The organism is Novosphingobium sp. MBES04 (genome assembly GCF_000813185.1).
Taxonomy (GTDB): domain Bacteria; phylum Pseudomonadota; class Alphaproteobacteria; order Sphingomonadales; family Sphingomonadaceae; genus Novosphingobium; species Novosphingobium decolorationis.
Genome location: NZ_DF850489.1, coordinates 1,088,984 through 1,112,235, shown reverse-complemented (window position 1 = coordinate 1,112,235; position 23,252 = coordinate 1,088,984). Strand labels below are relative to the sequence as shown.

23 protein-coding genes, 1 tRNA gene and 1 pseudogene are annotated in these 23,252 nt (G+C 64.8%); 13 read left to right on the top strand and 12 right to left on the bottom strand.

Going from position 1 to position 23,252, the window contains the following annotated elements:
* Positions 1-41: 41 nt before the first annotated feature.
* Positions 42-335 (bottom strand): annotated as a pseudogene (locus MBENS4_RS18760) (IS5/IS1182 family transposase); the annotation flags it as partial.
* A 96-nt stretch (positions 336-431) separates the two neighbouring features.
* Positions 432-521: transfer RNA gene (locus MBENS4_RS18755), tRNA-Ser, on the bottom strand.
* 298 nt (positions 522-819) lie between these two features.
* Between MBENS4_RS18755 and MBENS4_RS18750 the strand changes: the two genes are divergently transcribed.
* From MBENS4_RS18750 to MBENS4_RS25535, 9 genes are all read left to right on the top strand, one after another.
* Positions 820-1,737 (top strand): lytic murein transglycosylase, encoded by a 918-nt coding sequence (locus MBENS4_RS18750; protein WP_242405013.1) that lies wholly within the window; start codon positions 820-822, stop codon positions 1,735-1,737.
* The gene (locus tag MBENS4_RS18745; RefSeq protein ID WP_039393649.1) at positions 1,721-2,722 is read left to right on the top strand and encodes an SPOR domain-containing protein; all 1,002 of its coding nucleotides are present in this window, start codon (positions 1,721-1,723) and stop codon (positions 2,720-2,722) included. The genes MBENS4_RS18750 and MBENS4_RS18745 overlap by 17 nt, the downstream gene beginning before the upstream one ends.
* Positions 2,723-2,824: 102 nt before the next feature.
* Entirely contained in the window at positions 2,825-4,009 is a 1,185-nt protein-coding gene (locus tag MBENS4_RS18740; protein ID WP_039393647.1) for a D-alanyl-D-alanine carboxypeptidase family protein, read from the top strand.
* Positions 4,006-4,656, top strand: coding sequence for a dTMP kinase (gene tmk / locus MBENS4_RS18735; protein ID WP_039393645.1), 651 nt, complete (start codon positions 4,006-4,008; stop codon positions 4,654-4,656). Before MBENS4_RS18740 ends, tmk begins: the two co-directional genes overlap by 4 nt.
* Complete coding sequence (locus MBENS4_RS18730; RefSeq protein WP_039393643.1) at positions 4,653-5,624, top strand: DNA polymerase III subunit; 972 nt, start codon at positions 4,653-4,655, stop codon at positions 5,622-5,624. The genes tmk and MBENS4_RS18730 overlap by 4 nt, the downstream gene beginning before the upstream one ends.
* A gap of 65 nt (positions 5,625-5,689) precedes the next feature.
* Positions 5,690-7,261, top strand: coding sequence for a methionine--tRNA ligase (metG, locus tag MBENS4_RS18725; protein WP_039393641.1), 1,572 nt, complete (start codon positions 5,690-5,692; stop codon positions 7,259-7,261).
* Positions 7,261-8,052, top strand: a complete 792-nt coding sequence (locus MBENS4_RS18720) for a TatD family hydrolase (protein WP_039393638.1) — start codon at positions 7,261-7,263, stop codon at positions 8,050-8,052. Before metG ends, MBENS4_RS18720 begins: the two co-directional genes overlap by 1 nt.
* The gene (locus MBENS4_RS18715; protein WP_039393636.1) at positions 8,049-8,828 is read left to right on the top strand and encodes an MBL fold metallo-hydrolase; all 780 of its coding nucleotides are present in this window, start codon (positions 8,049-8,051) and stop codon (positions 8,826-8,828) included. Before MBENS4_RS18720 ends, MBENS4_RS18715 begins: the two co-directional genes overlap by 4 nt.
* On the top strand, positions 8,825-9,004 hold the full coding sequence (locus MBENS4_RS25535; protein ID WP_039393634.1) for a hypothetical protein: 180 nt from the start codon (positions 8,825-8,827) through the stop codon (positions 9,002-9,004). The genes MBENS4_RS18715 and MBENS4_RS25535 overlap by 4 nt, the downstream gene beginning before the upstream one ends.
* Positions 9,005-9,090: 86 nt before the next feature.
* Here the strand turns inward: MBENS4_RS25535 and MBENS4_RS18705 are convergent, their stop codons facing one another.
* The 5 genes from MBENS4_RS18705 to MBENS4_RS18685 form a co-directional block, all read right to left on the bottom strand.
* Positions 9,091-10,653 carry a bifunctional aminoglycoside phosphotransferase/ATP-binding protein gene (locus MBENS4_RS18705; protein WP_039393632.1) on the bottom strand — a complete coding sequence of 521 codons (1,563 nt, stop codon included), beginning with the start codon at positions 10,651-10,653 and terminating at the stop codon, positions 9,091-9,093.
* A gap of 44 nt (positions 10,654-10,697) precedes the next feature.
* Positions 10,698-11,171, bottom strand: a complete 474-nt coding sequence (locus MBENS4_RS18700) for a (2Fe-2S)-binding protein (RefSeq protein WP_039393631.1) — start codon at positions 11,169-11,171, stop codon at positions 10,698-10,700.
* Positions 11,172-11,185: 14 nt separating this feature from the next.
* A complete protein-coding gene (locus MBENS4_RS18695; RefSeq protein WP_242405065.1) occupies positions 11,186-13,378 on the bottom strand; it encodes a xanthine dehydrogenase family protein molybdopterin-binding subunit in 2,193 nt (730 codons plus the stop codon).
* A gap of 5 nt (positions 13,379-13,383) precedes the next feature.
* Positions 13,384-14,391 carry a formylglycine-generating enzyme family protein gene (locus tag MBENS4_RS18690; protein ID WP_084592236.1) on the bottom strand — a complete coding sequence of 336 codons (1,008 nt, stop codon included), beginning with the start codon at positions 14,389-14,391 and terminating at the stop codon, positions 13,384-13,386.
* 66 nt (positions 14,392-14,457) lie between these two features.
* The gene (locus MBENS4_RS18685) at positions 14,458-14,751 is read right to left on the bottom strand and encodes a DUF1330 domain-containing protein (RefSeq protein ID WP_039393628.1); all 294 of its coding nucleotides are present in this window, start codon (positions 14,749-14,751) and stop codon (positions 14,458-14,460) included.
* 285 nt (positions 14,752-15,036) lie between these two features.
* On the opposite strand from MBENS4_RS18685, the gene MBENS4_RS18680 reads away from it, so the two are divergent.
* The 4 genes from MBENS4_RS18680 to MBENS4_RS18665 are packed head-to-tail and all read left to right on the top strand — an operon-like array spanning position 15,037 to position 18,539.
* Positions 15,037-15,717: an isochorismatase family protein gene (locus tag MBENS4_RS18680; protein WP_199904434.1), complete on the top strand. Its 681-nt coding sequence runs from the start codon at positions 15,037-15,039 to the stop codon at positions 15,715-15,717.
* The gene (locus MBENS4_RS18675; RefSeq protein ID WP_039393626.1) at positions 15,717-16,613 is read left to right on the top strand and encodes a polysaccharide deacetylase family protein; all 897 of its coding nucleotides are present in this window, start codon (positions 15,717-15,719) and stop codon (positions 16,611-16,613) included. Before MBENS4_RS18680 ends, MBENS4_RS18675 begins: the two co-directional genes overlap by 1 nt.
* A 1-nt stretch (position 16,614) precedes the next feature.
* Complete coding sequence (locus MBENS4_RS18670; protein ID WP_039393624.1) at positions 16,615-17,529, top strand: polysaccharide deacetylase family protein; 915 nt, start codon at positions 16,615-16,617, stop codon at positions 17,527-17,529.
* Positions 17,526-18,539, top strand: coding sequence for a zinc-dependent alcohol dehydrogenase family protein (locus MBENS4_RS18665; protein WP_039393622.1), 1,014 nt, complete (start codon positions 17,526-17,528; stop codon positions 18,537-18,539). The genes MBENS4_RS18670 and MBENS4_RS18665 overlap by 4 nt, the downstream gene beginning before the upstream one ends.
* A 48-nt stretch (positions 18,540-18,587) precedes the next feature.
* On the opposite strand, the gene MBENS4_RS18660 is transcribed toward MBENS4_RS18665, so the two are convergent.
* From MBENS4_RS18660 to MBENS4_RS18640, 5 genes are all read right to left on the bottom strand, one after another.
* Positions 18,588-19,325: a GntR family transcriptional regulator gene (locus MBENS4_RS18660; RefSeq protein WP_039393620.1), complete on the bottom strand. Its 738-nt coding sequence runs from the start codon at positions 19,323-19,325 to the stop codon at positions 18,588-18,590.
* Positions 19,326-19,487: 162 nt separating this feature from the next.
* On the bottom strand, positions 19,488-20,216 hold the full coding sequence (locus MBENS4_RS18655; protein ID WP_039393618.1) for a hypothetical protein: 729 nt from the start codon (positions 20,214-20,216) through the stop codon (positions 19,488-19,490).
* A gap of 60 nt (positions 20,217-20,276) precedes the next feature.
* Positions 20,277-20,939 (bottom strand): hypothetical protein, encoded by a 663-nt coding sequence (locus tag MBENS4_RS18650; RefSeq protein WP_039393616.1) that lies wholly within the window; start codon positions 20,937-20,939, stop codon positions 20,277-20,279.
* A 1-nt stretch (position 20,940) separates the two neighbouring features.
* On the bottom strand, positions 20,941-21,831 hold the full coding sequence (locus MBENS4_RS18645) for a hypothetical protein (RefSeq protein ID WP_039393614.1): 891 nt from the start codon (positions 21,829-21,831) through the stop codon (positions 20,941-20,943).
* A 37-nt stretch (positions 21,832-21,868) separates the two neighbouring features.
* Positions 21,869-23,251, bottom strand: a complete 1,383-nt coding sequence (locus MBENS4_RS18640) for an MmgE/PrpD family protein (RefSeq protein WP_039393612.1) — start codon at positions 23,249-23,251, stop codon at positions 21,869-21,871.
* Position 23,252 lies beyond the last annotated feature (1 nt).

Genomic DNA, 23,252 nt, shown 5'->3' with positions numbered 1-23,252 from the left:
GCTCCGCAAGCCTGGGCTCAGGCTTCGTTGATCAGAGCCAGAAGATTACGGTCGAGGTCGCGCGCTGCGATCCGTTCTACCCGCGACTTAAGGCGATGCATTTTTGTCTCGATCAGACTGCGCTGGTGATAGTCGCTCCATCGTTTCCAGATTGCCTTGGCGAGTTGCCGCCTCGAGCGAGCGATTTCATTGCGTCCTGCAACGCCCGGCGTGCTCTCAGGCCAGGCCCTGGTGTCAAAGGCGCCATCGGCGCTAACGGTCGCAATGGCGTGATCGTGAAGGATCTGCTCCCGCAGTTGTGGAGGGCTTCCCCCCATTTCCAATCGCTCACCGGTGGGTGGGGCTGGATGCAGAAGGACGCGAATCACCAACCAAGCCAAGGAAACCCTTGGACTTCTCGGTGTTCAGGTGGACATGGAAAGAGGGGTAATTGGCGGACAGGGTGGGATTCGAACCCACGGTGAGCTTGCACCCACGGCGGTTTTCAAGACCGCTGCCTTAAACCACTCGGCCACCTGTCCGCACTGGACCTGCGCATAGAGAAACGTGCGCGGAGTGCAAGGTGGAATTGTGCGAGATTGGCGTTGCAGCCTGATGATGGCGCTGTTGCACGACCAAAGCCTTGTGGCATGCGGCAATTTGCGTGGGAAGGCGCGGTGGGCCGGTTTGCAAACGCAAAGCCTTGTGCGAAAACCAAGGGCAATGAAATTCCGATTCCGCACCCTTCGCTCTGCCCCCCTCGCTCTCATAGCGACGGTGACGCTTGCTTCACTTCCCAGTGTCACGGCCTGTGCCCAGTCGGAGAGTTTCCCGGCGTACATGGAGACCGTGGCACGGCACGCCCGGAGCGAGGGTGTCAGCGAGGCGACAATTTCGCGGACCCTGAGCGGGCTGACCCCGAACCCGCGCGTGATCGAACTCGACACGGCGCAACCCGGGCGTTCAAACACACCGCCGCCCATGTCCGGCTATCTTTCGCGGCATCTGGGTTCCTCCATCATTTCGCGTGGGCGCGCCAAATACCAGGGGCTGGCCTCGATCCTGCCCGGGATCGAGCGACGCTATGGCGTCCCGGCGTCCGTGCTTTTCGCGATCTGGGGGCATGAAACGAACTACGGCGGCTACACCGGCAATTTCGACACCGCGCGTTCGCTGGCGACGCTGGCCTGGGAGGGACGCCGCCGCGAACTGTTCGAGGGCGAACTCATTGCGCTCATGAAGATGATCGACAGGGGGGTGCCGGCCTCCACGCTGAAGGGAAGCTGGGCCGGAGCCATCGGCAATCCCCAGTTCCTGCCCAGCGTCTACCTGCGTCTCGCCACCGATGGCGACGGCAACGGCACTATCGACATCTTCAACAGTTCGGCGGACACGCTGGCCTCGATTGCGCGCTATTTCCAGGACGCGGGTTGGCGGCCGGGGCGCCCTTGGGGCGTGCGCGCCTCACTGCCCTCCGGTTTCTCGCCCGAACGCTATGAAACCAAGCTTGAAGCCCCAACCTGCGACCGGGTGCACGCACGCCATTCGCAGTGGATGCCGGTCTCGCAGTGGAAGGCTCTTGGCGTTCAGCCACAATCCGCACTGGGCGACGATGTGCTCGCCTCACTGTTCCAACCGGACGGCCCGGGCACGCCAGCCTACCTGTTAACCGGGAATTATCGGGTGATCCTGCAGTACAACTGCTCGAACTATTACGCCCTCTCGGTCGGATTGCTTGCAGATGAGATTGCCCGTTAAGCGCACGCTGTCGCTGTTTGGAGGACTTGCGGGGAGCATCCTTGCTCCGCATGTCCAGGCGCAGGACACCCATTCCGCGCGCACCGGCCCCGCCGCCGATTACCCGATGGTGATCGGAGAGCCGTTCACCATCGACAGGACCGTCTGGACGCCCCGGGACCAGCTCAATTACGATGCGGTCGGCGTGGCGTCGGTGGCACAGGCAGATACCTCTGGCATCACGGCGGCGCACAAGACGCTGCCGCTTCCCAGCTATGTCGAAGTCACCGACCTGCAAAGCGGGCACACCATCCTCGTGCGCCTGGAAGAGCGCGGACCGATGGCCAACTCTCGGCTGATCGAACTTTCGCGCGGGGCGGCGCAGCAACTGGGCATTTCTCCCGGCTCCGATACCCCGGTCCGGGTCCGCCGCGTCAATCCTCCCGAACCCGAACGTGCGGCGCTACGCCAGGGTGGAGAGGCTCCGCGCCGGATGGATACGCCCCAGGGCCTTCTCGAAGTGCTGCGCAAGAAGCTGGCCGGGCAATCGCCGCTGCTGCCTCCCCCATCCACCCCGCCCACGCCGCCCAAGCTGTCGCCCGGGATGATGGGGCAGGGCGGTGCCAGGCCGTTCGCGACTGCGTTTCCGGCGCCCGCTGCGCAGCCCAAGGTCGCGACGGCCCCCGGCCTGAAGCCAGAGACAAGCGCTAAGGCTCCCTCATCGACGGCATCGGTGAAGCCCGCTGCGCCTGAGCCGGTCGCGCCTTCTCCTGCGAAAGCCCCTGTCGCATCCGCAGCATCCGGTTTCGTGGTGCAGGTAGGGGCCTTTTCGGTCGAACCCAATGCCCGCAAGCTCGCGCAGGAACTCGGTGGCTTCGTCGAGAAGCCGGCCCGCCTCTGGCTCGTGCGCATGGGGCCCTTTGACAACCGTGCAAAAGCGGGAGCGGCGCTGGAGACAGCGCGCAAGGCTGGCTATAACGACGCCCGAATCCTGCATCGGGACTGACGCGAGAAGTCAGGGTCGCTCGCCTGGCGGCAAGCTTCGCCGTTCTCCCTTTGCAAAAGGCCTAGCATCGCGCCGGGACAGGGCGCGCCGGAGAAGCGGATCTTGAAGTCCTATCGTTCGTTTGCACGCGCGCAACGTGCCGTGCTTGCCATGGTTGTCGCGCTGGCCGCGGCCACGCAGGTCCATGCCGCCACCAGCAACCCGAAGCCACCCGAGGAACTGGCCCAGATCCCCGTCAGCATGCTCGTCGATCTGGGTTCGGGGCAGGTCCTCGAACAGCGTCGGCCGGACATTCCCTTCCTGCCCGCATCGGTGACCAAGGTGATGACCGCGTTCGTCGCTTTCGAGGAGATCGATGCGGGGCGGCTGCCGCTGGACCGGCGCTTCCAGATGGATCCGGAAACGGAGAAGGAATGGTGGGCCAAGGGCTCGACCATGTACATCACCCGCAACGACCGCCCCACGACCGAGGAACTGCTCCACGGCGTGATGACGGCCTCGGGCAACGATGCCTGCATCGTACTGGCCAAGGGCTATGCTGGAAGCGTGTCGGCCTGGGTCGAGATGATGAACGCGGCGGCAAAGCGCATCGGCATGAGCCGCAGCCATTACAACACGCCCAATGGCTGGATGGACGAGGGCCAGACCTACGTCACCGCGAGCGACATGGTGAAACTGGCCGATGCCATGATCATGCGCCATCCCAAGCTCTACCGGGAGTTTTCGGGCGTAAAGCAGTACCAGTGGCGCGATGTCGTCATGCGCAGCCACGATCCCACGGTGGGCATCGTGCCCGGCGCGGACGGCATCAAGACCGGCTACACGCTGGAGGCGGGCTACAACTTCGTCGGCACGGCCGAGCGCGAGGGGCGCCGCCTCGTCATGGTGCTCGCCGGATCGCCAACCTTCCGCATCCGTGACGCCGCCGCGCGCAACCTTCTGGAATGGGGTTTCTCCGACTGGAGCGCGCGCCATCTCTTCGACATGGGACAGAGCGTGACCGACGCCCAGGTCCAGGACGGTGCCGACCTCTCGGTTCCGCTGGTTACCGACCGCGAGGTGCATGCGACGCTTCCCGCCAATGCGCCAGGACGCAAGGTGACGCTGACGGTCCATTACCAGGGGCCGCTGAAGGCGCCGGTGACCAAGGGCGACCGGGTGGGCGATCTGGAAATCGCGGTCGAAGGACTTGCCCCCGGACGCGTGCCGCTGTTCGCCGGGGCTGACGTCGCCAAGGCCGGTACGCTGGACAGGCTGCGCAACGGGCTTATCAACATCTTCCGATGACCACTGGACGATTCATAGCGCTCGAAGGCGGGGAAGGGGCCGGCAAGTCGACCCAGGCCCGGCTCCTGGCCGAAGCCTTGCGGGCACGCGGGTTCGAGGTCATCACGACCCGCGAACCGGGCGGAACTGCGGGCGCCGAAGCCATTCGCAGCCTTCTTCTCAACGGCGTTGAAGGTGATACTGCGGGCTGGGGGGCACGCGCCGAGGCACTGCTCTTTGCCGCGGCCCGGGCCGATCACGTCGCGCGATTGGTCCGTCCGGCGCTGGAGCGGGGAGCGTGGGTTGTCTGTGACCGGTATCTCGATTCCAGTCGTGCCTATCAGGGCGGAGGAGGGGGCGTCTCCGACGCGGATCTCCTGACGCTCCATGCATTCGGAAGCGAAGGGCTGCTCCCGGATCTCACCTTGCTGGTCGAAGTCGCCGCCGAGGAAGTGGTGCGGCGTCTGGCCTTGCGCGACACCGAAGGATCGGACCGGATCGGCGGGCGCGAACAGGCCTACCACGACCGTGTCGCGGCAACGTTCCGCGCGCTGGCCGATGCCGATGAGACGCGTTTCGCGCGCATTGACGGCAACGGCACGCCCGAGCAGATCCACGCCCGCATTCTCGCGGCCATCGCGCCCTTGTGCGAAGGAGCGGAAAAATGACGACGGGCGATTTCTGGGGCCAGGATGCCGCCTGGCAGGAATGGATGCGCGCCCTCGGCTCGCAGCGCATGCACCATGCCTGGCTGCTTGCCGGGGCGAGAGGTCTTGGCAAGAAAGCCTTTGCGCGTGCGGCCGCCAGCGAACTCGTCGGCCATCTGCCAGGTAGTGAAATCGACGCGGAAGCGCACCCCGACATTCATATCCTGACCCCGCTTCCCGCAAGCGACGATGACGCCAAGAAAAAGGCGGACGGCAAGCCCTACCAGACCAAGCGCAACATCTCGGTCGACCAGGTGCGCGAGATGATCCGCAAGCTCGCGACGCGCCCGACGCTCGGCGATCGCCGCGCGATCATCGTCGATCCGGCCGACGATCTGGAGAAGGGCGCCGTCAACGCGCTTCTCAAGGTGCTGGAGGAGCCGCCTGCCGGGACTTATTTCCTGCTGCTTGCCCACCAGCCTGGACGTCTTCTGCCCACCGTGCGCTCGCGCTGCCGTGTTCTGCGCTTTGCTCCGCTCAATGAGGACGCGCTGGGCGCCATGCTCGTGCGTGAGGCCCCCGAGGCGGACGAAGCGGCCCGGCAAGCGGCCATTCGCGCGGCCCAGGGCTCGCCCGGCCTTGCCCGGACCTTCGTGGCGCAAGACCTGGGTGCGATCCACGACCTGATGGTGCGGATCCTCCAGAACGGAGACCGTGACTATGCGCTGCGTGGCGGCCTATCGCGGGAAATGGGCATGCGGCCGACGCGGGATCGCCAGCTCGCCGCCATTGAACTGGCGCGTGCCGTACTCCTCGCGCAACTGGGCGAGACCATAGGGCACCAGCAACTCGCGATCATCGAGGCCTACCAGAGCCTCAGCCAGCTTCTGGTGCGCGCGCCGACCTACAATTTCGACGCCGGTGTCCTCATAATGGAGATTGGCGGGTTGCTGGCGTCCTCGGCAATGCCTAGAGAACGTCGGGCCTAGGACACCTCGGGCCCGACGAACGCACGGCCTTCATTCACTCCGGACACAGAAAGTGTGACGCCGCCATGGGCGAGCCTTATTACATCACCACCGCCATTTCCTACCCCAACGGCAAGCCCCACATCGGCCACGCCTACGAGGCGATCGCCGCCGACGTGATTGCCCGCCATCGCAAGGCCGAAGGCTTCGATGTCCGTCTCCAGACCGGCACCGACGAACACGGCCTCAAGATGATGCAGAAGGCCCGTGATCTCGGAACGACCCCCGCAGAACTTGCTACGGAAATGTCCGGATATTTCCGGGAGATGTGCGACGCTCTCAACGTCGATTATGACGTATTTATCCGTACCACCGAGCCGCGCCATCACGAGGCGACGCAGGAACTGTGGCGCCGGATGGAAGCCAAGGGCGACCTCTATCTCGACCGTTACGAGGGCTGGTACTCGGTCCGCGACGAGGCCTATTACGACGAAAGTGAGCTCGTCGAAGGGGAAGGGGGCGCCAAGCTCTCTCCGCAGGGCACGCCGGTGGAGTGGACCGTCGAGGAATCGTGGTTCTTCCGCCTGTCCAGGTACCAGGACAAGCTGCTCGAGCTCTACAACAGCGGCGACTTCATCCGACCGGAAAGCCGCCGCAACGAGATCACCCGCTTCGTGGAAGGTGGCCTTCGCGACCTCTCGATCTCCCGCACCAGTTTCGATTGGGGTGTGAAGGTCCCCGGCTCGGACAACCACGTCATGTACGTCTGGGTCGATGCCCTGACCAACTACCTGACCGGCCTGGGTTTCCCGAACGAGGAAGGCGACTACGCCCGCTACTGGCCCGCGAGCCTGCACCTTATCGGCAAGGACATTGTGCGTTTCCACACGGTCTATTGGCCCGCCTTCCTGATGAGCGCGGACGTACCCGTGCCGCAGCAGGTCTTCGGCCACGGCTTCCTCTTGAACCGCGGCCAGAAGGAATCGAAGTCGGTCGGCAACGTGACCGATCCCATCGCGCTCGCCGAGACCTTCGGTGTCGATACGTTGCGCTATTTCTTCCTGCGCGAAGTGGCCTTCGGCCAGGACGGCTCGTGGTCGCCCGAAGCCATTGTCACGCGCTGCAACGCCGAGCTTGCCAACAGCTTCGGCAACCTGGCTCAGCGCAGCTTGTCCATGATTTTCAAGAATATGGGCGGCGAAATTAAGTCCGATTTGGAGAAATCTGACGCGGACGTGGCGCTTTTCGAAGCGGTTGCCTCGGGCATTTCCAACATGCGCAAGGCGTTCATGGATCTCGCCTTCAGCGATGGTCTTGATGCCTGGATGAAGGCGGTCTTCGCCTGCAACCAGTATGTCGACGAACAGGCGCCCTGGGCCCTGCGCAAGACCGATCCGGCGCGTATGGAGGCTGTCCTGATGACACTCTTCCAGGTGGTGCGCGATCTGGCCATCGCGGTTCGTCCGGTGGTTCCCAGCGCCATCGATGCGCTGCTCGACCAGATGGGCGTCGCCGCCGATGCCCGCGGCTATGAGGCGTTGGAGAAGAGCGACTGGTTCGCGGTTCTGGCCGCGTCCGACTATGCCGTCGAAAAGCCGCAGGGTGTGTTCCCGCGTCTTGAACTGGCCGACGATCAGGCCGAAGGTGACGCGGCCTGATGCTCATCGATTCCCACTGCCATCTCGAATACGAAGGCGTGGTCGAGGACCAGAACGGTGTTCTCGACCGCGCCCGTGCGGCCGGCATCAAGGGCTTCCTCAACATTTCCACCCGCCGCAGCGAGTGGGAGAAGGTGGTCGCAACGGCCGAGCGCGAGCCCGATGTCTGGGCGTCCGTCGGCATCCACCCGCATGAAGCCGACGCCCACGCCGACCTCGGCGCTGCCGCGCTGCTGGAAGCTGCGGCCCATCCGCGGGTAATCGCGATCGGTGAAACCGGGCTCGACTACTATTACGACAAGTCGGACCGGGAGGTGCAGCAGGACCTGTTCCGCACCCACATCGGTGTGGCGCGTGAGACGGGCCTGCCGATCATCATCCACACCCGCGATGCCGAAGAGGACACCGCCCGTATCCTCCGCGAGGAGATGGACAAGGGCGCGTTTCCGGCGCTGATCCATTGCTTCACGGCCAGCGCCGAGTTCGGCCTAACCGTTCTTGATCTTGGTCTCACGATCAGCCTGTCGGGCATCGTGACGTTCAAGAACGCCAAGGACCTCCAGGCCTTTGCGAAGGATGTGCCGTCCGATCGTCTGCTGGTGGAAACGGATTCCCCGTTCCTGGCGCCTATCCCGCACCGGGGCCGCAAGTGCGAGCCGGCCTTCACGGCGGACACCGCGCGTTTCGTCGCGGATCTTCGCGGCGAGAGCCTTGAGGAACTCGGCGCAAACACCACGCGCAACTTCTTTGCCCTGTTCACCAAGGCAAGCCCGGTGGAGCAGGGCGCATGAAGGTCACAATTCTTGGTTGCGGCACATCCACGGGCGTTCCGCGTCTGGGCGGTGAGTTTGGCGCCGACTGGGGGCATTGCGACCCCAAGGAACCGAAGAACCGCCGCACCCGTGTTGCGATCCTGCTCGAGAGCGATGCGGGCAAGCGCATTCTGGTAGACACCCCCACCGATCTGCGTGCGCAGCTTCTGGCCAATGACGTGCATCGCCTCGATGCGGTCTTCTGGACCCACGATCACGCCGATCATTGCCACGGCATCGATGACCTTCGCCCGCTGCGCTATGGCCGTGCCGGTCCGATTTCCGGCTTCGCGGCCTCCGAAACCGTGCGCCGCCTGCGCCAGCGCTTCGGGTACGTCTTTGCGGGCCAGTTCGGGTATCCAACGCTCGTCTCATTGGAAAACCTGGACAACCTGAGGCTGTGCGAAGGCTACCGTGTCGAACACACACAAATGCCGCACGGCCCAGCACAGTCGACGGGTTTCCGGTTCGATTGTGACGGAAAATCCGTGTGTTACATGACAGACTTCAGTGAAATTACGAGGGACATGGTGGACCTTTGTGAAGACGCCGATCTTCTTGTCGTGGACTGCCTGCGGCGCGATCCCCATCCGACCCATGCGCATCTAAGCATGTCGCTCGAATTGGCTGAGCGGGCCGGTGTCGGTCGCACTGTCCTGACGCATCTCGACAAGAGCATGGATTACGCCACGCTTTCGGGTGAAGTGCCCGAAGGTGTCGAAGTCGCTTACGACGGGATGGTGATCGTGCCGTGAACCTGATGGCGACTCTGACGTCCATCGTGGCCATCGGGTGCTGTCTGCTGCTTGTCAGTCAGCACTCGGGGCTTCGGGAATTGGGGCCAGCACGCTTCATCCGTCTGGCGCTGATCTGGGCCGTCCTGATCGTTGGGCTGGTTCTGGTGATTCAGGTATTTGGTACCGGGGCGTGATCGCAGGTCATTTTCCCGAAATCCAGCTTCGCCCCGCCAGAATATTTTAACATAATATATATTATCTCTCTCAGTGCGCATCATGATCAGAGAGCCCTTCGCGCGGAATCTGCGACATCCTGCGGCGATCCTTCGGCGCGAACGCAATGCCAGTCTGTGAGATCGCCCGGATCCATCTGGAGTTGGCGGTCGAGCACCTCGACATCCGCGTCCGAAGCGTCGTTGACCCGTCCTTCGATCCGATGGCGAAGGACCTCTCGTGGTGCCTCGAGCCACAGTCCATCGAATGGCACACCGACCTTGTCCGCGAGTTCCGCCAAGGCCTGGCGCTCACTTGCGCGCGCGAAGACACCATCCAGGATGACGCTGCTTCCGGCCTGCAAGGTCTGCTCGGCCAGGGTCAGAAGCCGGACATAGACGGCGTCGGAATTTGCCCGGCTGTAAGCCGTTTCTGGCAGACGGGTCTCAGGCGCGGCACCGGCCAATTTCTTGCGCAGGACATCCGTGCGCAGCCAGCGCGCGCCGGGCACGGTTCCCAATTCCGGAGCAAGGTGCGCCGCGAGCGTGGACTTTCCCGTACCCGAGAAGCCACCCACCGTAACAAGGCGCGCCGGTGACGGGATCAGGAAGTCCCGAGCTGCCTCCAGGTAGCTCCGGGCCTCTTGCTGAAGCGCAAGCCCCCTCTCCTCGTCACGCGTCTGCGTTGCCTGTGTTGCAAGCACATGCGCACGAACGGCCGCGCGCATCGAAAGAAACAAGGGGAACAAGGCCGGCGCATCCGCTTCCATGTCCACCCGGTCGAGATAGCGATTGGTCAGCAGTGAGGCGAGGTCGTGATGGCCACGATGCCAGAGGTCCATGACTGCGAAGGCAAGATCGTAAAGCACGTCACTGATCGCGAATTCATCATTGAATTCAAGGCAGTCGAACGGTGTCGGGCGCCCTTCCCACATGCAGATGTTGCCAAGATGGAGGTCCCCGTGCCCATGCCGTACCCAACCTTTGGCCGCGCGGGCCTGCAGGAGCGGGCTTACGCGTTCCAGTTCGGCGAGGCTCTCTTCCAGCAAGGCCTGGCACGCCTCAGGATCGAGAATTTCGGTGCCTGTAGCCGCCATGCTCTGCCGATTGCCTTCGATCACCCGGCGCACACGGGTCACGCCGTCGTCCTGTACGGAATGGGCGTCGTGCTGATGAAAATGGGCGATGGTGTCGGCAAGGTCGCGAACCATCAGGGGCTTGAGCCGCCCTTCCCTCGCCATCGTCGCGAGCAGATCGCGATCCTGGAAGCGACGCATGACGACGACCCAATCGAGAACTTCGGGACCACTTTGCGAGGCTGTCCCGAATGCCAGGCTTGCGTCGGCGCGCTCCACGATCGGCAGGACGTCGAGGTAGAGGCCCGGCGCGGTACGGCGGTTCAACTCCAGTTCGCGCAGGCATACGGCGTGGCGCTTGTCCAGGCTCGAAAAATCGAGGTAGGAGAAGCGCACGGCACGCTTGAGCTTGTAGGCCCTGTCGGAAACGAGGAAGACGCTGGCCCCGTGCGTATCCACGCGCTCCACCGGCTCGCCATGCGTTGCAGGATCGGCCAGGAACGCAAGCACGCGGGCCTGCGGATCGCGGGGGCTTTCGGCTTTGCAAGTATCCATGCCCCGGAGATGGCACAGGCCGACGGCTTACGCCATGTCCCAGATCAAGGTGCGCGCATGGCCTCTGCCGCCTTGAGGATGGCCCGCTCAATGCGCGGATAGGTGCCACAGCGGCACAGATTGGTGATGCTCGCCCGGACTGTCTCGGCGTCAGGCTCGGGCGTTTCGGCCAGGAACGCGGCGGCGGCCATGATCATGCCGCTCTGGCAATAGCCGCACTGGGGCACCTGCTCCTCGAGCCAGGCCTGCTGGAGCGGGTGCAGGGCGTCCTCTTCGTCCGGTCCCGAGAGGGACTCGATGGTGGAGATGGCTTGCCCCTCCTCCACGGCGGCAAGCGGCATCTGGCAGCTGCGCACGGCCATTCCGTCGACATGAACGGTGCAGGCCCCGCACATGCCGATGCCGCAGCCATACTTGGTGCCGGGTAGATCGAGATCCTCGCGCAGCACCCAGAGCAGCGGTGTGTCCTCTTCCACCTCGACCGTCCGCCGAGCGCCATTTACGAGCAGGTTCTTCATCGTGAGAGCGTCCTTCAGATCGAGAGTGTGCGGGAGATGGGGAGCGCGCGGATGCGCGGTCCTCCAGCATCGACAATGGCGTTGGCAAGCGCGGGCGCGACGGCGGGGGTCGAAGCCTCACCGACATTCCCGGGCTGGTCACTGCCAGGCATGAGCGCGACCTCGATCGGGGGCACGTCCATCATCATGGGCAGGCGATAGTCGGAGAAGTTCTGCGCCGTAGGCGCGCCGTCGGCAAAGTGGACCTCGCCCCACAGGGCGGCCTGGAGGCCGAAGACAATACCGCCGCTAACCTGTCCTTCCACGCTGACCGGATCGATCATAAGCCCGCAGTCGCACGCGCAGGCAATTCGCGTGAGGCTGAGGTTCTCACCTGAAAGCGCCACCTCGATGCCCACCGCGCAGAAATTGGCTTCGGTGTAGGCAACAGCGATCCCGCGTCCGGTACCCTCCGGCCGTGGCGCATCAAGGCCGATCATTTCGGCCGCGCGGGTGAGGACAGGCGTAATGCGCGGATGCCCATCCAGAAGACGCAGACGCAGCTGCAGCGGGTCCTGCCCGGTTTCCTGCGCGATCTCGTCAATGAAGCTCTCCATGAAGAAGCTGTTTTGCGAGAGCGAGACCGAACGCCAGAAGCCGACCGGTACGCCCATGTCGACGCGGTGGCTTTCCGCGTAGCGCAAAGGCTCTGCATAGGCCTCATAGACCAGCTTGCCCGCGCTCATCGGGTCGGCCATGTCGCCCAGGATATCGCCGCGGCCGTGGTAGGCCATGATCGACTGTCCGGCGACCGCGGATTTCAGGGCTGCAACGCGCCCGTCCTTCGCCAGGGCCGCCCGTGAGCGGGCAACGAAGGCCGGGCGGTACTGGTCGAAGGCCATGTCCTGCTCGCGAGGCCAGATCGTCTTGATCAACTGGCCTGGAACGCCTTTGGCGGCCTCGATGGCAACGCCGACGAAGTCGGTCCCCCACTTGCGGCCAAAACCGCCGCCCACATAAGTTAGTTCGACCCGCACGTCCTGAAGCGGCAAGCCCGAGAGCTTTGCGCCCAGAATGCGGGCGCTTTCCGGGTCCTGGAGCGGGCCGCGCACGAAGAGGCTGGTGGCGTCCATCCGCGCGGCGCAGCAGATCGGCTCGAGCGTCGCGTGCGCCAGGAACGGCACCTCGTACTCGGCTTCGAGCTCGCGGTCGGCCTGGGCAAACGCGGCGTCGACCGCGGGCTTGTCCGGCATGATCGGACGGCCCGGGAAGCCGCTGCCTTTCTCGATCTCGGGAAAGACCCGAGGTTCTATCGTGGTAAAGGCCTCGCGCAGGCGCGATCGTATGGTGTCATCGTCGAGCCCGGCAATGGGGGATGACGTGACCGTCAGAGTAATGGCCTCGGCCGCGCTCTTTGCCCTCCAGAAACGGTCGGCAACGACCACAACGCCTCCGGTGACCGGCACCACGGCGCGCACGCCCGGACGAGCCCTGGCATCATCGAGCCCGGCAAGATCGAAAGTCGCGTGCGGATGCGGGGCGAGCACGGGAACGCCGACAAGCATGCCCTCCTCGCGCACGTCGATGCCGAACTCCGCGCTTCCGTTGACCTTGGGCAGAAGATCCTTGCGCACGCTCGCAGAGCCGATGATCCGGAACTCGGAAACCGGCTTGAGAGGAACTTCGGTCGGGACCGGCAGCGCCGAGGCGGCACGCGCGACTTCGCCAAAGCCCAGCGAGCGGCCGCTCGCGGAATGGGAAATCGTACCGCCCGATACGACGAGTTCGCCTTCGTCGGCGCCCAGGCGCTGCGCGGCGGCGCGCGTGAGCATCATCCGGGTCGCTGCGCCCAGGGTCCGCATCGCGGTGTAGTAGCCCATGACCGAGGTGCTGTTGGCGGTCATCTGCTTGCGCGAAAAAGGATTGGCAAACGCCGGATCGGCCCAGGGAAACTCCACTTCGAGAGCCGCCCAGTCGCATTCCAGTTCCTCGGCCACCATGCGGGCGAGCGCTTCCTGCGTGCCCTGGCCCAGTTCGGAGGACGGCACGATCAGCCGGACGAGACCCGCCCCATCGATGGTCAGCATCGCCCCGAAACGGGCCGCGTCAGGGGCGTCTTCTGCCTCGGCAGCGCGCCCTTCCCGCGGGATGCCCAGCACGAAGCTGGCAGCAGCAAGGCCAAGCGCCCCCGCAAAGCCCCTACGCGACAGATTGAAAATGGCGGGCATGGCCGTCACTGGATGTCTCCCTCGATATCGCGCGCCACGCGCAGGCCAAAGATCCAGGTGACCTGATCCACCGGATCACGTCCCCGCCAGGACACGCGGTTGCGGAAAGGCGTGCTGATCCAGCTGCCACCACGCACCGCGCGCAAGGGGCATTCCGCGGCATCCACGTAAGGCCGACCATCGCGGGGCACCGCGCTGGGATAGGGCGCCGCGTAGCAATCCTCGGTCCACTCCCAGACATTGCCGATCATGTCGTGGAGCCCGAAGGCGTTGGGCGCGTAGCTGCCCACAGGGGCGGCCCCGGCGTGCCCATCGTGGCAGGCGGCATGGGGCAAAGCGGTGGTATCGCCATCGGCTTGGCCTCCGAAGACAGGGATCATGCCACTGGCGGCACCGTCTTCGTCAAGCATGTTGGCCTGACGGCAGCCGTCGTCGGCGCTGGTGCCCCAGGGGTAGTCGTCCTGCGATCCGGCGCGGGCGGCATATTCCCATTCGGCCTCGCTCGGCAGGCGGTAATGCGCGCCGGTTCGCGCGCTCAGCCAGGAGAGATAGGCCTGCGCATCGTTCCAGGAGATGCATACGACCGGCATCTGCGGGGCTCCATCACCGGCGCCAAGGCCCGGGTCTCGAAAATCGGCCGTGGGCGTCTTGGCCACGGTCCCGCGCTCGGCATCGAGCGAGCGGCAATCGGTCGAAGGGATATGTCCCGTCTCATCCACGAACAGGGTATATTCCTGGTTGGACACCTCGAACCGGCCGAGCGCGTAGGGACGCGCAAGCGCGATTTCACGGACCGGACCTTCGGGACGACCTTCCTCGCCAGCATCGGCCCCCATCCGGAAACGTCCCGGGGCGATCGCGACCATCTGCGGACAGCCTTGCGCGCAGTCGGTGAATACCTCGCCTGCTTGGCGCGGCTGTACGGGTTTGGCCCCGGCCATTCCACCGCCGCCCATCACGGTACCCAGGATACTAAGCGCTGCAGCCCCCTGCCGCACACGACCTGCCCTCATGCGTATCTTCCCCCTCCCGGACAGGACCGCACGCAGGTGCGGCCTCTGCCCTGCATTCTGACCCGATCAGGCGCCGACGAGCGTGACCGAAATCTCAGCCAGCCCTTCACGCAGCTTCTTGGCTTCGGCGTATTCGGGCGAGTTCCAGAAGGCGAGCGCGGCCTCGCGGTCCTTCCACTGGGTCACCACGACGGACGCGCCATCTTCGCCCGGCCCTTCGAGCACGGTCCCGCCAGGGCCGCGGATGATGTATTCACCGCCGTACTGCGCCTGGATCTTGGCGGCCGCCTGCGGATAGCCAGAGGCCATGAAGGCATCGCGGTCGGGGACGCGGGCGGTGACGATGAGCCATGCGGCCATTTGGATATACTCCCTTGTTTCGGTTTCGCTTGGGTGCAGTGATCCCCTTCACTCAGGGTTTTGGAAACAGGGTGCTTGTGGCGCTATCCGCAGGGCGGATGAATTGCTCCGGCTTTCCCCATCGCCCGGCAAACCATCGACATTGCGCCACGGTAGCGCGAATATGACCTAGAACTATATCTTTTAGTCGGATAGGTCTCCCCCATCGGCGCATTGTCGTCGCCGCGCGCTGCGCTTCCTTGCGAAGCGGGAGCCCCCACAAGTTGCGAAAGAGGTAAGATCCAGATGAGCATCGTCGGCACCAAGATGGTCAGCGACGGCAAGACCGCCCGCCAGATCTTCGAGGAAGTCATCGCCAACCCCACCCGCGCGAAGTTCGGCTTCGGCGAGAAGCTGGCGATCGTGAACGTGGACTTCCAGAACGCCTATACCCGTATCGACGAGTTCAAGACGGCGTATGAGACCGACCCGCGCCAGATCGAGTACACCAACACGATCTCGCGCCTTGCCCGCGAAAAGGGCATGCCGGTGATCTGGACCCACGTCGCCTACGCCGAGGACGCGAGCGACGCCGGTGTCTGGGGCACGCGCACCGACACTCCGGACTCGCTGCAGAACATCAAGTACGAGTCGCGCCGTCACGCGTTCGATGATCGCTGCGAGATCGATCCGGCCGACATGATCTACACCAAGCGCATGCCCTCGGCCTTCTTCGAGACGCCGCTGCAGAGCCTGCTCGTCTGGCACAAGGTCGACACGGTCATCGTCACCGGCGGTTCGACCTCGGGCTGCATCCGCGCCACCGCCGTCGACAGCCTCAGCCGTGGCTACCGCACCATCGTCCCGATCGAGACCTGCGCGGACAAGCACGAGAGCTACCACTTCGCCAATCTCACCGACCTGCACCTCAAGTACGCCGATGTCGAGCCGGTGCAGACGGTGATCGACTGGCTGGAGGCGCGGTAATGAACGAGGGCGAAAAGGACCCCGGCCTCTACGACTTCGCGCCCTATCGCGGGCGCGAGCCGTTCTCTTGGCCGGGCGACAAGAAGGTCGCGGTCTGGATCTCGCCGAACCTCGAGTTCTACGAGATCGACCCGCCGGCCAACCCGCACCGCAAGTCCTGGGCGATGCCGCACCCCGACGTTGTGCGCCAGTCGCAACGCGACCACGCCAACCGCGTCAGCCACTGGCGCATGGCCGAAGTCATGTCCAAGCACGGTTTTCCGGGCTCGGTCAGCCTGTCGGTTGCGCTGTGCCAGCACCACCCCAACGTGGTCGAGGACGCGAACCAGCGGGGCTGGGAATTCTTCAGCCACGGCATCTACAACACCCGCTATTCCTACGGGATGGACGAGGCGCAGGAACGCGCGATCATCGAGGATTCAATCAAGACCGTGCGCGATGCGACCGGCCAGACGATCCGCGGATGGCTGGCGCCCGCCCTTACCCACACCCCGCGCACGCTGGATCTGATCGCCGAGTACGGTCTCGACTATACCTGCGACCTCTACCACGACGACCAGCCCCAGCGCGTGAAGACGAAGACCGGCGACCTGATCTCGATGCCCTACAGCCTCGAGGTCAACGACCACTACGGTTTCTTCGTCTACAACATGAGCCCGCGCGAATACGCCGACACGCTGATCCGCCAGTACGAGCGCCTTGCCGCCGAGCCTTCGGGCACGGTCATGTGCATTCCGCTCCACTCGTATCTCATCGGCCAGCCCCACCGCATCGGTCCCTTCGAGGACGTCCTGAAGCACATTGCCGCAGATGCCGGAGACGGTGGACGCGCGTGGATCACGCGCTCGGGCGACATTGCCGATGCCTGGCGCGCAATTCACACGAAGGAGGCGTAAGATGAGCCTCGATCCCGAATACCTCGAATACTCCAAGCGCGGCCTTGGCTACGACCACGACCTGTTCCCCTATTCGGTCATGGAGGAGCGCAAGCCCCTTGCCTGGCCCGAGGGGAAGAGCGTCGCAACCTGGATGGTGGTGAGCCTGGAATGGTTCCCGATCACGCCGGAAAGCACGCCCTTCAAGGCGCCGGGCCACATGCAGACGGCCTATCCCGACTACCGCCACTACACCTCGCGCGAATACGGCACGCGGGTGGGCTTCTACCGCCTGCTCGACGCCTTTGCGAAGGCGGACGTGAAGGTCTCGGTCGCGGCCAACGCGGCAATTGCGCAGCGCTATCCCAGCGTCATCCGCGACATCGTCGATGCGGGCCACGAGATCATCGCCCACTCGACCGACATGAACGGCACGATTGCCTCCACGCTGCCCGTCGAGGATGAGCGCAAGCTCATCACCGAAAGCATCGCGATCCTCTCCGACGTCGCCGGGGTCAAGCCGCGCGGGTGGCATTCGATCGCCCGCCAGCAGAGCTTTGCGACGATGGATCTGCTCAAGGACGCGGGCATCGAATACTGCTGCGACTGGGTCAACGACGAGCTTCCCTACGCCTTCACCAACGGCGTCGTTAACATCCCGCTCAACCATGAACTGTCGGACCGCCAGATCATCAACGTGCAGCAGCAGTCGGCCGACAGCTACGCGCAGCAGATGCTCGACGCGCACGACTGGCTGAGCGCCGAGGCCAAGGTCCATGGCGGGCGCATGCTGCCCATGCACCTCACGCCCTACATCATCGGCCTCCCCTACCGCATGGACGCCTTCGAGAAGCTGCTGGGCGATCTCAAGGCGCGTGAAGGCACGTGGTTCGCGCGGGGCTGCGACATTCTCGACCAGTTCAGGAGCCAGATGTGAAAGCTTACGTCCTTGGAACGCAGGAAGGTATCTCCTCGCTGACGCTCACCGAGCGCCCCGACCCGGTCGCAGGACCGGGCGAGGCCGTGCTCAAGGTGCGCCTTGCCTGCCTCAACAACCGCGACATCCAGATCCTGGAAGGCCGCTACGGCGCGAAGAAGGCTGAAGACCGCATCCCCCTTGCCGAGGGGCTGGGCGAAGTCGTCTCGGTCGGTGACGGTGTCACGCAGGTTGCCGTGGGCGACCGCGCGGTGTGCCCGCACTTCGTCGCCTGGCACGATGGCCCGTTCGACATGAGCTACTTCGGCAAGGACCTGGGCACCTTCACCGATGGCTGGGCGGCCGAATACATCAAGGTGCCCGCAGGCGCCCTCGTCAAGGTCCCTGAGGGCCTCACCGATGAAGCCGCCGCCCCGCTCGCCGCCGCCACGCTGACAGCCTGGCATGCGGTGTCGGTAATCGGCGAGGTCAAGGCGGGCGATCTTGTCCTGGCGCTCGGCACCGGCGGGGTCTCGATGGCCGCGCTGCAGATCGCCAAGGCCAACGGCGCTTTCGTCGCGATCACCTCGTCGAGCGATGAGAAACTCGATGAGGCGCGCAAGATGGGCGCCGACTACACGGTGAACTACCGCACCCACGCCGACTGGGCGGGCGAACTGCTCAGGCAGACCGGCGGACGGGGCGCGGACATCATCGCCGAGACCGGCGGCCAGCACACCCTGCCCCAGTCGATCAACGCGGCAGCCTGCAACGCACGCGTCGTGCTGATCGGTGTCGGCAGCGCCGATGGCCCGCTCCCCAACTACGGTGCGATCATCGGCAAGAACCTTGTCATCAAGGGCATCGCCTCGGGCAGCCGCGGGATGCTGGTGAACCTGCTGCGCGCGATGGACGCAAACGGATTTGCGCCGGTCGTCGACAAGACCTTCGCCTTCGAGGACATGGCAGAGGCTCTGGAATACCTGAAGTCCGGCGGACATCAGGGCAAGGTGCTGGTCAAGGTCTCCTGACCTGACGCATCACCGAAATGGAACCTGCGACGGCTCCGGTGCCCCATCCTACTGGGTGCCGGGGCCGTTCAGGTCCATGCGGATGTGGAAGCGATCCGCGCGGTAGTGCGCATAGGTCAGCATGAAGGGCCGGTCGTTCGCGTCGTAGGACACACGCGTGATACGCAGGATCGGCGAGTTGAGTTCGGCTCCCATGGCGTCGACCATCTCACCAAATGCCAGGACCGCGTTGATGGTCTGCGTCGCGTATTTCAGCTTGACCCCGACATCCTCGAGAAGCCGCAGGATGGGCGCCGAGGCCAAAGTTTCCGTGGTAACGTAAGGCGCCAGTTCGACCGGGACATAGCTGACGATCCAGCCAATCGCGACACCTTCCATCTCGCGCAGGCGCACCGAGCGGATGACGGGATCGCCTGCCTCGAGCCCCAGACTCGCCGCGGCACGCGGGGGCGCGGCAACTTCCTCGACGCTGAGCACCTTGACGTCCGTCCCGCCGCCGAAGGCGAGGAGAGAATCGTAGGCCTGATCGATATTCGCCTCGATGGGCTTGGACGGCGACTTGAAGATGACCCGCGTGCCGACCCGCCGCTTGCGCTCAACGTAGTTCTGCTCGGCAAGGTCGTTGAGGACACGGCGCGCGGTGATGCGCGAGACATCGTACGTCTCGGCCAGTTCCTGCTCGGTGGGCATGGCGCTGCCGAAGGGGCGCTGGCCCGAGAGGATCTCGTCGCGCAAGAAGAGGTAGATCTGGTGATAGAGGGGAACTGCCCCTTCGCGATCAAGCACGTTCTGACTTGCCCCTGTGCAAGGCCCCCTCACCCCGGCACGAACTCGTGCGGAAGCGACGCAGCGTAAACCGCAAATTTCGCGCTCGTCAGGGGCTTAGTCAACCCGTCCCGGCACGCTGTCCCCTGAGACCTCGCGCGCCGGAACGGATTGGACGCGCGCTCAGCGTTCGAGTTCGACCAGCTCGTACCAGGTCTGCATGTAGCCGCCGACGCCGCCCTGGACGAAGATTGCATCCTCATCGGCCGTCACCCACATCTCATACGGCGGGTGCGCTTCGCCCGAAACGCCGACCATGTCGCCGTCCTCGTCGGTGAACTGGAACTTGTGGCATGCGAACGTACCTGCGGGCACGGTCACCGTCTCGTCGCCGACATAGCCGAGCTGAAGCGTCGTCTCGGCGATCAGCGGCGGCGTCGCACCGCGGTGGTCGGGCGACGGCAGGAAGCAGCGGAACGGACGGCTGTGAAAGCCCTTCGAGCGGTCGATCTTGCGGGTGATGTAAGCGTCCGCAACGATGGGGTGCGTACCGAAGCCGTCGAATGCGCCGCCGATCTTCCTGGACTGCGAGACACGCCCGATCGAGGGGCCGTAGCTTTCGCACTCGATGGTGTCCTCGCCGATGATGAAGAGACCCGCCCCCATGAACTCGTCACCGACCGTGAGGCGCACGAGGCAGTCCATCGGACGATCATTCTCGTCGAGGCTATAGGTAATGTCGCGCATGACCGTGGGATTGGGCTCATCGATCTCGCAGTGCGCGCGCAGCGTCTTCTTGCCGTCGGAATGGTGGGTCCACATGAAGGTTTCGCGGCCACGGTCGGCCCCTTCACGACCTTCCTTGCGCGAGGTGTACTGGATCTTGCCGGTGATGGTGCGATGCTTCTGCAAAATCGGCTCCTGTGTTCTTGGAAGATGGATCGGTGGGATCAGGGAAAACTCGGCGCGCCCTCACAGCGGGGTGGCGATGCCGAGGAACGAGGCGATGAGGACGGCGGCCCAGAGCGTCATCACGGTGGGCTGCGTGACGGCCAGAACCCCTGCGATGGTCTTGTCGCCCTCAGGGCTTGCGCCGTTCTTTGCGAGATCGACGATCGCCGGGATCAACGGCACGAGCTGGCGCCGCACGAGCAGGCCGATGAAGATGCAGAAGGCCAGCACCAGCAACTTGAGCGCGATGAAGAGCGGTAGTGCCAGAACGCCTGCAAGACCGGCGACACCTGTGGCGATGAGTGCGGCGAGGACGATGTAGCGGATGGCAAGATCGATCTGCTTGTAGGTCTTGCCCGCAGGTCCATGGAGGATGTGGACCGCCCAGGCGAGCGCGAGCCAGGCCAGCCCTGCCACCCACACGCCGGTCACTGCCAGACCAGACACGGCGAGCCAGCCCTTCATCACGGACAGCGTGAAGCCGGTTGGAAAGGCGAGGATCAGCGCCGTGCGCGGGGCCATGTCGATGTTGTTGAGGATATGCAGCGCGAGCAGGCGCTCGGGCACGGTCCGCTTGGCATCGACAAGAAAGCGCGAGGAATAGAACGCGCCAAGGTCACCGCCCAGCCAGTAGATCGGGATCAGCAGATGCAGCAGGGTGAGGAGTGCAAGGGTGTGGTCCATCTCAGATCGCGCCCCCTTCGATCACTTCGAGAAGCGCGCCTTCGGGTGTCAGCAGAATGCCCGTCCGCTGACCTGCATAGAGCGGGCCTTCACGCACCACAGGCGCGCTTGCCCAGTGGCCTTCCAGGCGCGCGAAGTCGGGGTGCAGCATGGTCGTGATGGCAACGCCAGGCGGAAGGTCGCCCTCGTGCTTTTCGCGCACGGTCGCCTCGGCCGGGTACTGGTCGATCTCAAGGAAGGTCTGGCCTGCGCCGCGTGCGGTCACGATGGCCGTCTTGGTCTCGGGATCGAGGTCGAAGGCCTTGTTGATCATGGAATAGCGGATCGGCACCGGATCAATCACGGGAAGGCCCAGCACGTCCTCCACCCACTTCACGCTGGCCGGCAGATCGTGGCTGGCGAGCACCATGATGAAGGGGCGGTCGACCAGCGAGGTTGGCTGCGGAAGGCCATTTTCCTCGCCCGGCTGCAGGATCTGCGTCAGGTAGACGATTTCCTGGTCATCGCCCTTGACCTGCATCGGCTTGACCGTGGCAAAGCCGTCGAGGTCCTTGGGCGGCCCGATGATCTCGAAGGGGCTCTCCTCCATACGGGCGTTCACCGCCATGACGTCGCTCACGCAGATCTCGGTCGCGGCCCAGCCATACGTGCGGATCGGCGCATAGGAGGCAACCGGATCACCTTCCACGAAGCGCAGGAACACCTCCTCGCCCGAGGCTGGTTGCAGAAGCGCATAGGGGCGTCCGGCCGAGGCCGGGGCCTGCCAGGCGATGGCAAGATCTTCGGGGACAGCGCCTTCGTCGACGACGCGGTAGTCCATCCAACGGGTGTAGCGCTCGCTCGATGCGGCCACGTCGGCAACGACCAGGGTTGCGCATTTGAGTAGGGTCATCGGGTGTCCTGCATTGGGATAGAGGGAAAGAGAAGGCTCAGCCCATCACGCCCGTGGCGCGAAGGATGGCCATGGCGTCGGGCGCCACTGCGAAGGCGTCGATGGCCGCGGAAAGATCTGCATGGCAGTGTCCAAGCCCTGCAAAGTCGAGGCAGCCTTGCGCCTTCTCCATGTGCTGCTCGCGCGAGAGCGGCCATTGGGGCGAGCCGAACTGCGCCTCGACATCCTGCACCAGCGTGCGGCCGTCGGTGGTACGGGCCAGGGCCCGTGCTGGCGCAAAAGCGGCCATGTCGGGATTGTCGTTGGCGATCACCGTGATCTTTCGCGCAAGGGCAAGAACTTCGGGATCATCGAGCGAGGCGCGCTGGAAGTCACCCAGAGCCACCTTGCCGCGCAGCAAGGTCACGGCCGCAAGGTACTGCATGCACAGCCGTGCGTAGCCAGGCTCCATGTCCGCCTTGGCCGGGCGCCCGACAAGACGATGGATAAGCGGCGGCGCATGGTATTCGAGGCTTTCAAGATTGGCGGCGGTGAGGCCCTGCCCGGCCATCAGATCCTGCACGGCAACGATACCGCCATGCCCGGCCCGTCCGGTCGGGAAGGGCTTCCAGCTCACCTCGGTGATGCGGTGCCCTTGCCCTAGCTTGGCGAGCGCGGGCGCAAGTGCCTCGCGCTTTTCCATCAGCGCGAAATAGCCGAAGGGGCCGTCGAGCGGATGGGCCACGCCGGGCATTCCAACACGCGCGAGATCCACGGCGACAAGCGCATTGCGCGCCGCATTGGCGACCTGCACCGGCAGCGCCGGCTTGCCCTCGACATGCGCCTGCATCGTGCCCGAGGTCAGCGCCAAAGCATGACCGAAGGCATCGAGCGCCTCAGCGCGGGGCAGGCGGCGCATCCGGGCGATACCCGCCACGCAGCCGAAGATCCCGGCCGTCGCCGGGCGGAAAAAGGTGAGCGCATCGGGCGCCGCGATCCCGATGGTAACCGAGACATCGACCGCCGCCACAATCGCCGCGAGAAAGTCCTCGCCACGCACCGGATCACCGCGCTCGGCCTCGGCCAGAAGCGCGGCGAGCGCGGTCGCCATCGGATGCAGCACGGCCGGTTCATGAACGCAGTCGTATTCCTGCCCGTGGATCTGGAAGCCATTGACGAAGGCCGCTGACGCTGCAGGCAGACGGACACCGGGGCGTCCCAGCACCGAGACCGCGCCGCCCTCGCCCCAGCTCTGCGCCAGGGCGAAGACGCCATCGGCATGGGCGGCGTTACGGCCCGCGATGCCCACGGCCAGGCTGTCGTGCAGGAAGGTGCGCGCCCGCTCCTGTGCCTCGACGGGTATGTTCTCCCATTCGAGTGCCAGCGCGTGGTCGATGAGGACGTGCGCGGGATTTTCGGTGTGCTCAGCCCCGGTCGTCATC

Bases quoted from the DNA above. Each gene is read 5' to 3' on its own strand.
- MBENS4_RS18730 (WP_039393643.1), top strand. From the start codon at position 4,653: ATGACGACGGGCGATTTCTGGGGCCAGGATGCCGCCTGGCAGGAATGG.
- metG (WP_039393641.1), top strand. From the start codon at position 5,690: ATGGGCGAGCCTTATTACATCACCACCGCCATTTCCTACCCCAACGGC.
- MBENS4_RS18675 (WP_039393626.1), top strand. From the start codon at position 15,717: ATGAACGAGGGCGAAAAGGACCCCGGCCTCTACGACTTCGCGCCCTAT.
- MBENS4_RS18680 (WP_199904434.1), top strand. From the start codon at position 15,037: ATGAGCATCGTCGGCACCAAGATGGTCAGCGACGGCAAGACCGCCCGC.
- MBENS4_RS18640 (WP_039393612.1), bottom strand. From the start codon at position 23,251: ATGACGACCGGGGCTGAGCACACCGAAAATCCCGCGCACGTCCTCATC.
- MBENS4_RS18650 (WP_039393616.1), bottom strand. From the start codon at position 20,939: ATGGACCACACCCTTGCACTCCTCACCCTGCTGCATCTGCTGATCCCG.
- MBENS4_RS18745 (WP_039393649.1), top strand. From the start codon at position 1,721: ATGAGATTGCCCGTTAAGCGCACGCTGTCGCTGTTTGGAGGACTTGCG.
- MBENS4_RS18700 (WP_039393631.1), bottom strand. From the start codon at position 11,171: ATGAAGAACCTGCTCGTAAATGGCGCTCGGCGGACGGTCGAGGTGGAA.
- MBENS4_RS18645 (WP_039393614.1), bottom strand. From the start codon at position 21,831: ATGACCCTACTCAAATGCGCAACCCTGGTCGTTGCCGACGTGGCCGCA.
- MBENS4_RS18720 (WP_039393638.1), top strand. From the start codon at position 7,261: ATGCTCATCGATTCCCACTGCCATCTCGAATACGAAGGCGTGGTCGAG.
- tmk (WP_039393645.1), top strand. From the start codon at position 4,006: ATGACCACTGGACGATTCATAGCGCTCGAAGGCGGGGAAGGGGCCGGC.
- MBENS4_RS18705 (WP_039393632.1), bottom strand. From the start codon at position 10,653: ATGGATACTTGCAAAGCCGAAAGCCCCCGCGATCCGCAGGCCCGCGTG.
- MBENS4_RS18685 (WP_039393628.1), bottom strand. From the start codon at position 14,751: ATGGCCGCATGGCTCATCGTCACCGCCCGCGTCCCCGACCGCGATGCC.
- MBENS4_RS18670 (WP_039393624.1), top strand. From the start codon at position 16,615: ATGAGCCTCGATCCCGAATACCTCGAATACTCCAAGCGCGGCCTTGGC.
- MBENS4_RS18690 (WP_084592236.1), bottom strand. From the start codon at position 14,391: ATGAGGGCAGGTCGTGTGCGGCAGGGGGCTGCAGCGCTTAGTATCCTG.
- MBENS4_RS18715 (WP_039393636.1), top strand. From the start codon at position 8,049: ATGAAGGTCACAATTCTTGGTTGCGGCACATCCACGGGCGTTCCGCGT.
- MBENS4_RS18695 (WP_242405065.1), bottom strand. From the start codon at position 13,378: ATGCCCGCCATTTTCAATCTGTCGCGTAGGGGCTTTGCGGGGGCGCTT.
- MBENS4_RS18750 (WP_242405013.1), top strand. From the start codon at position 820: ATGGAGACCGTGGCACGGCACGCCCGGAGCGAGGGTGTCAGCGAGGCG.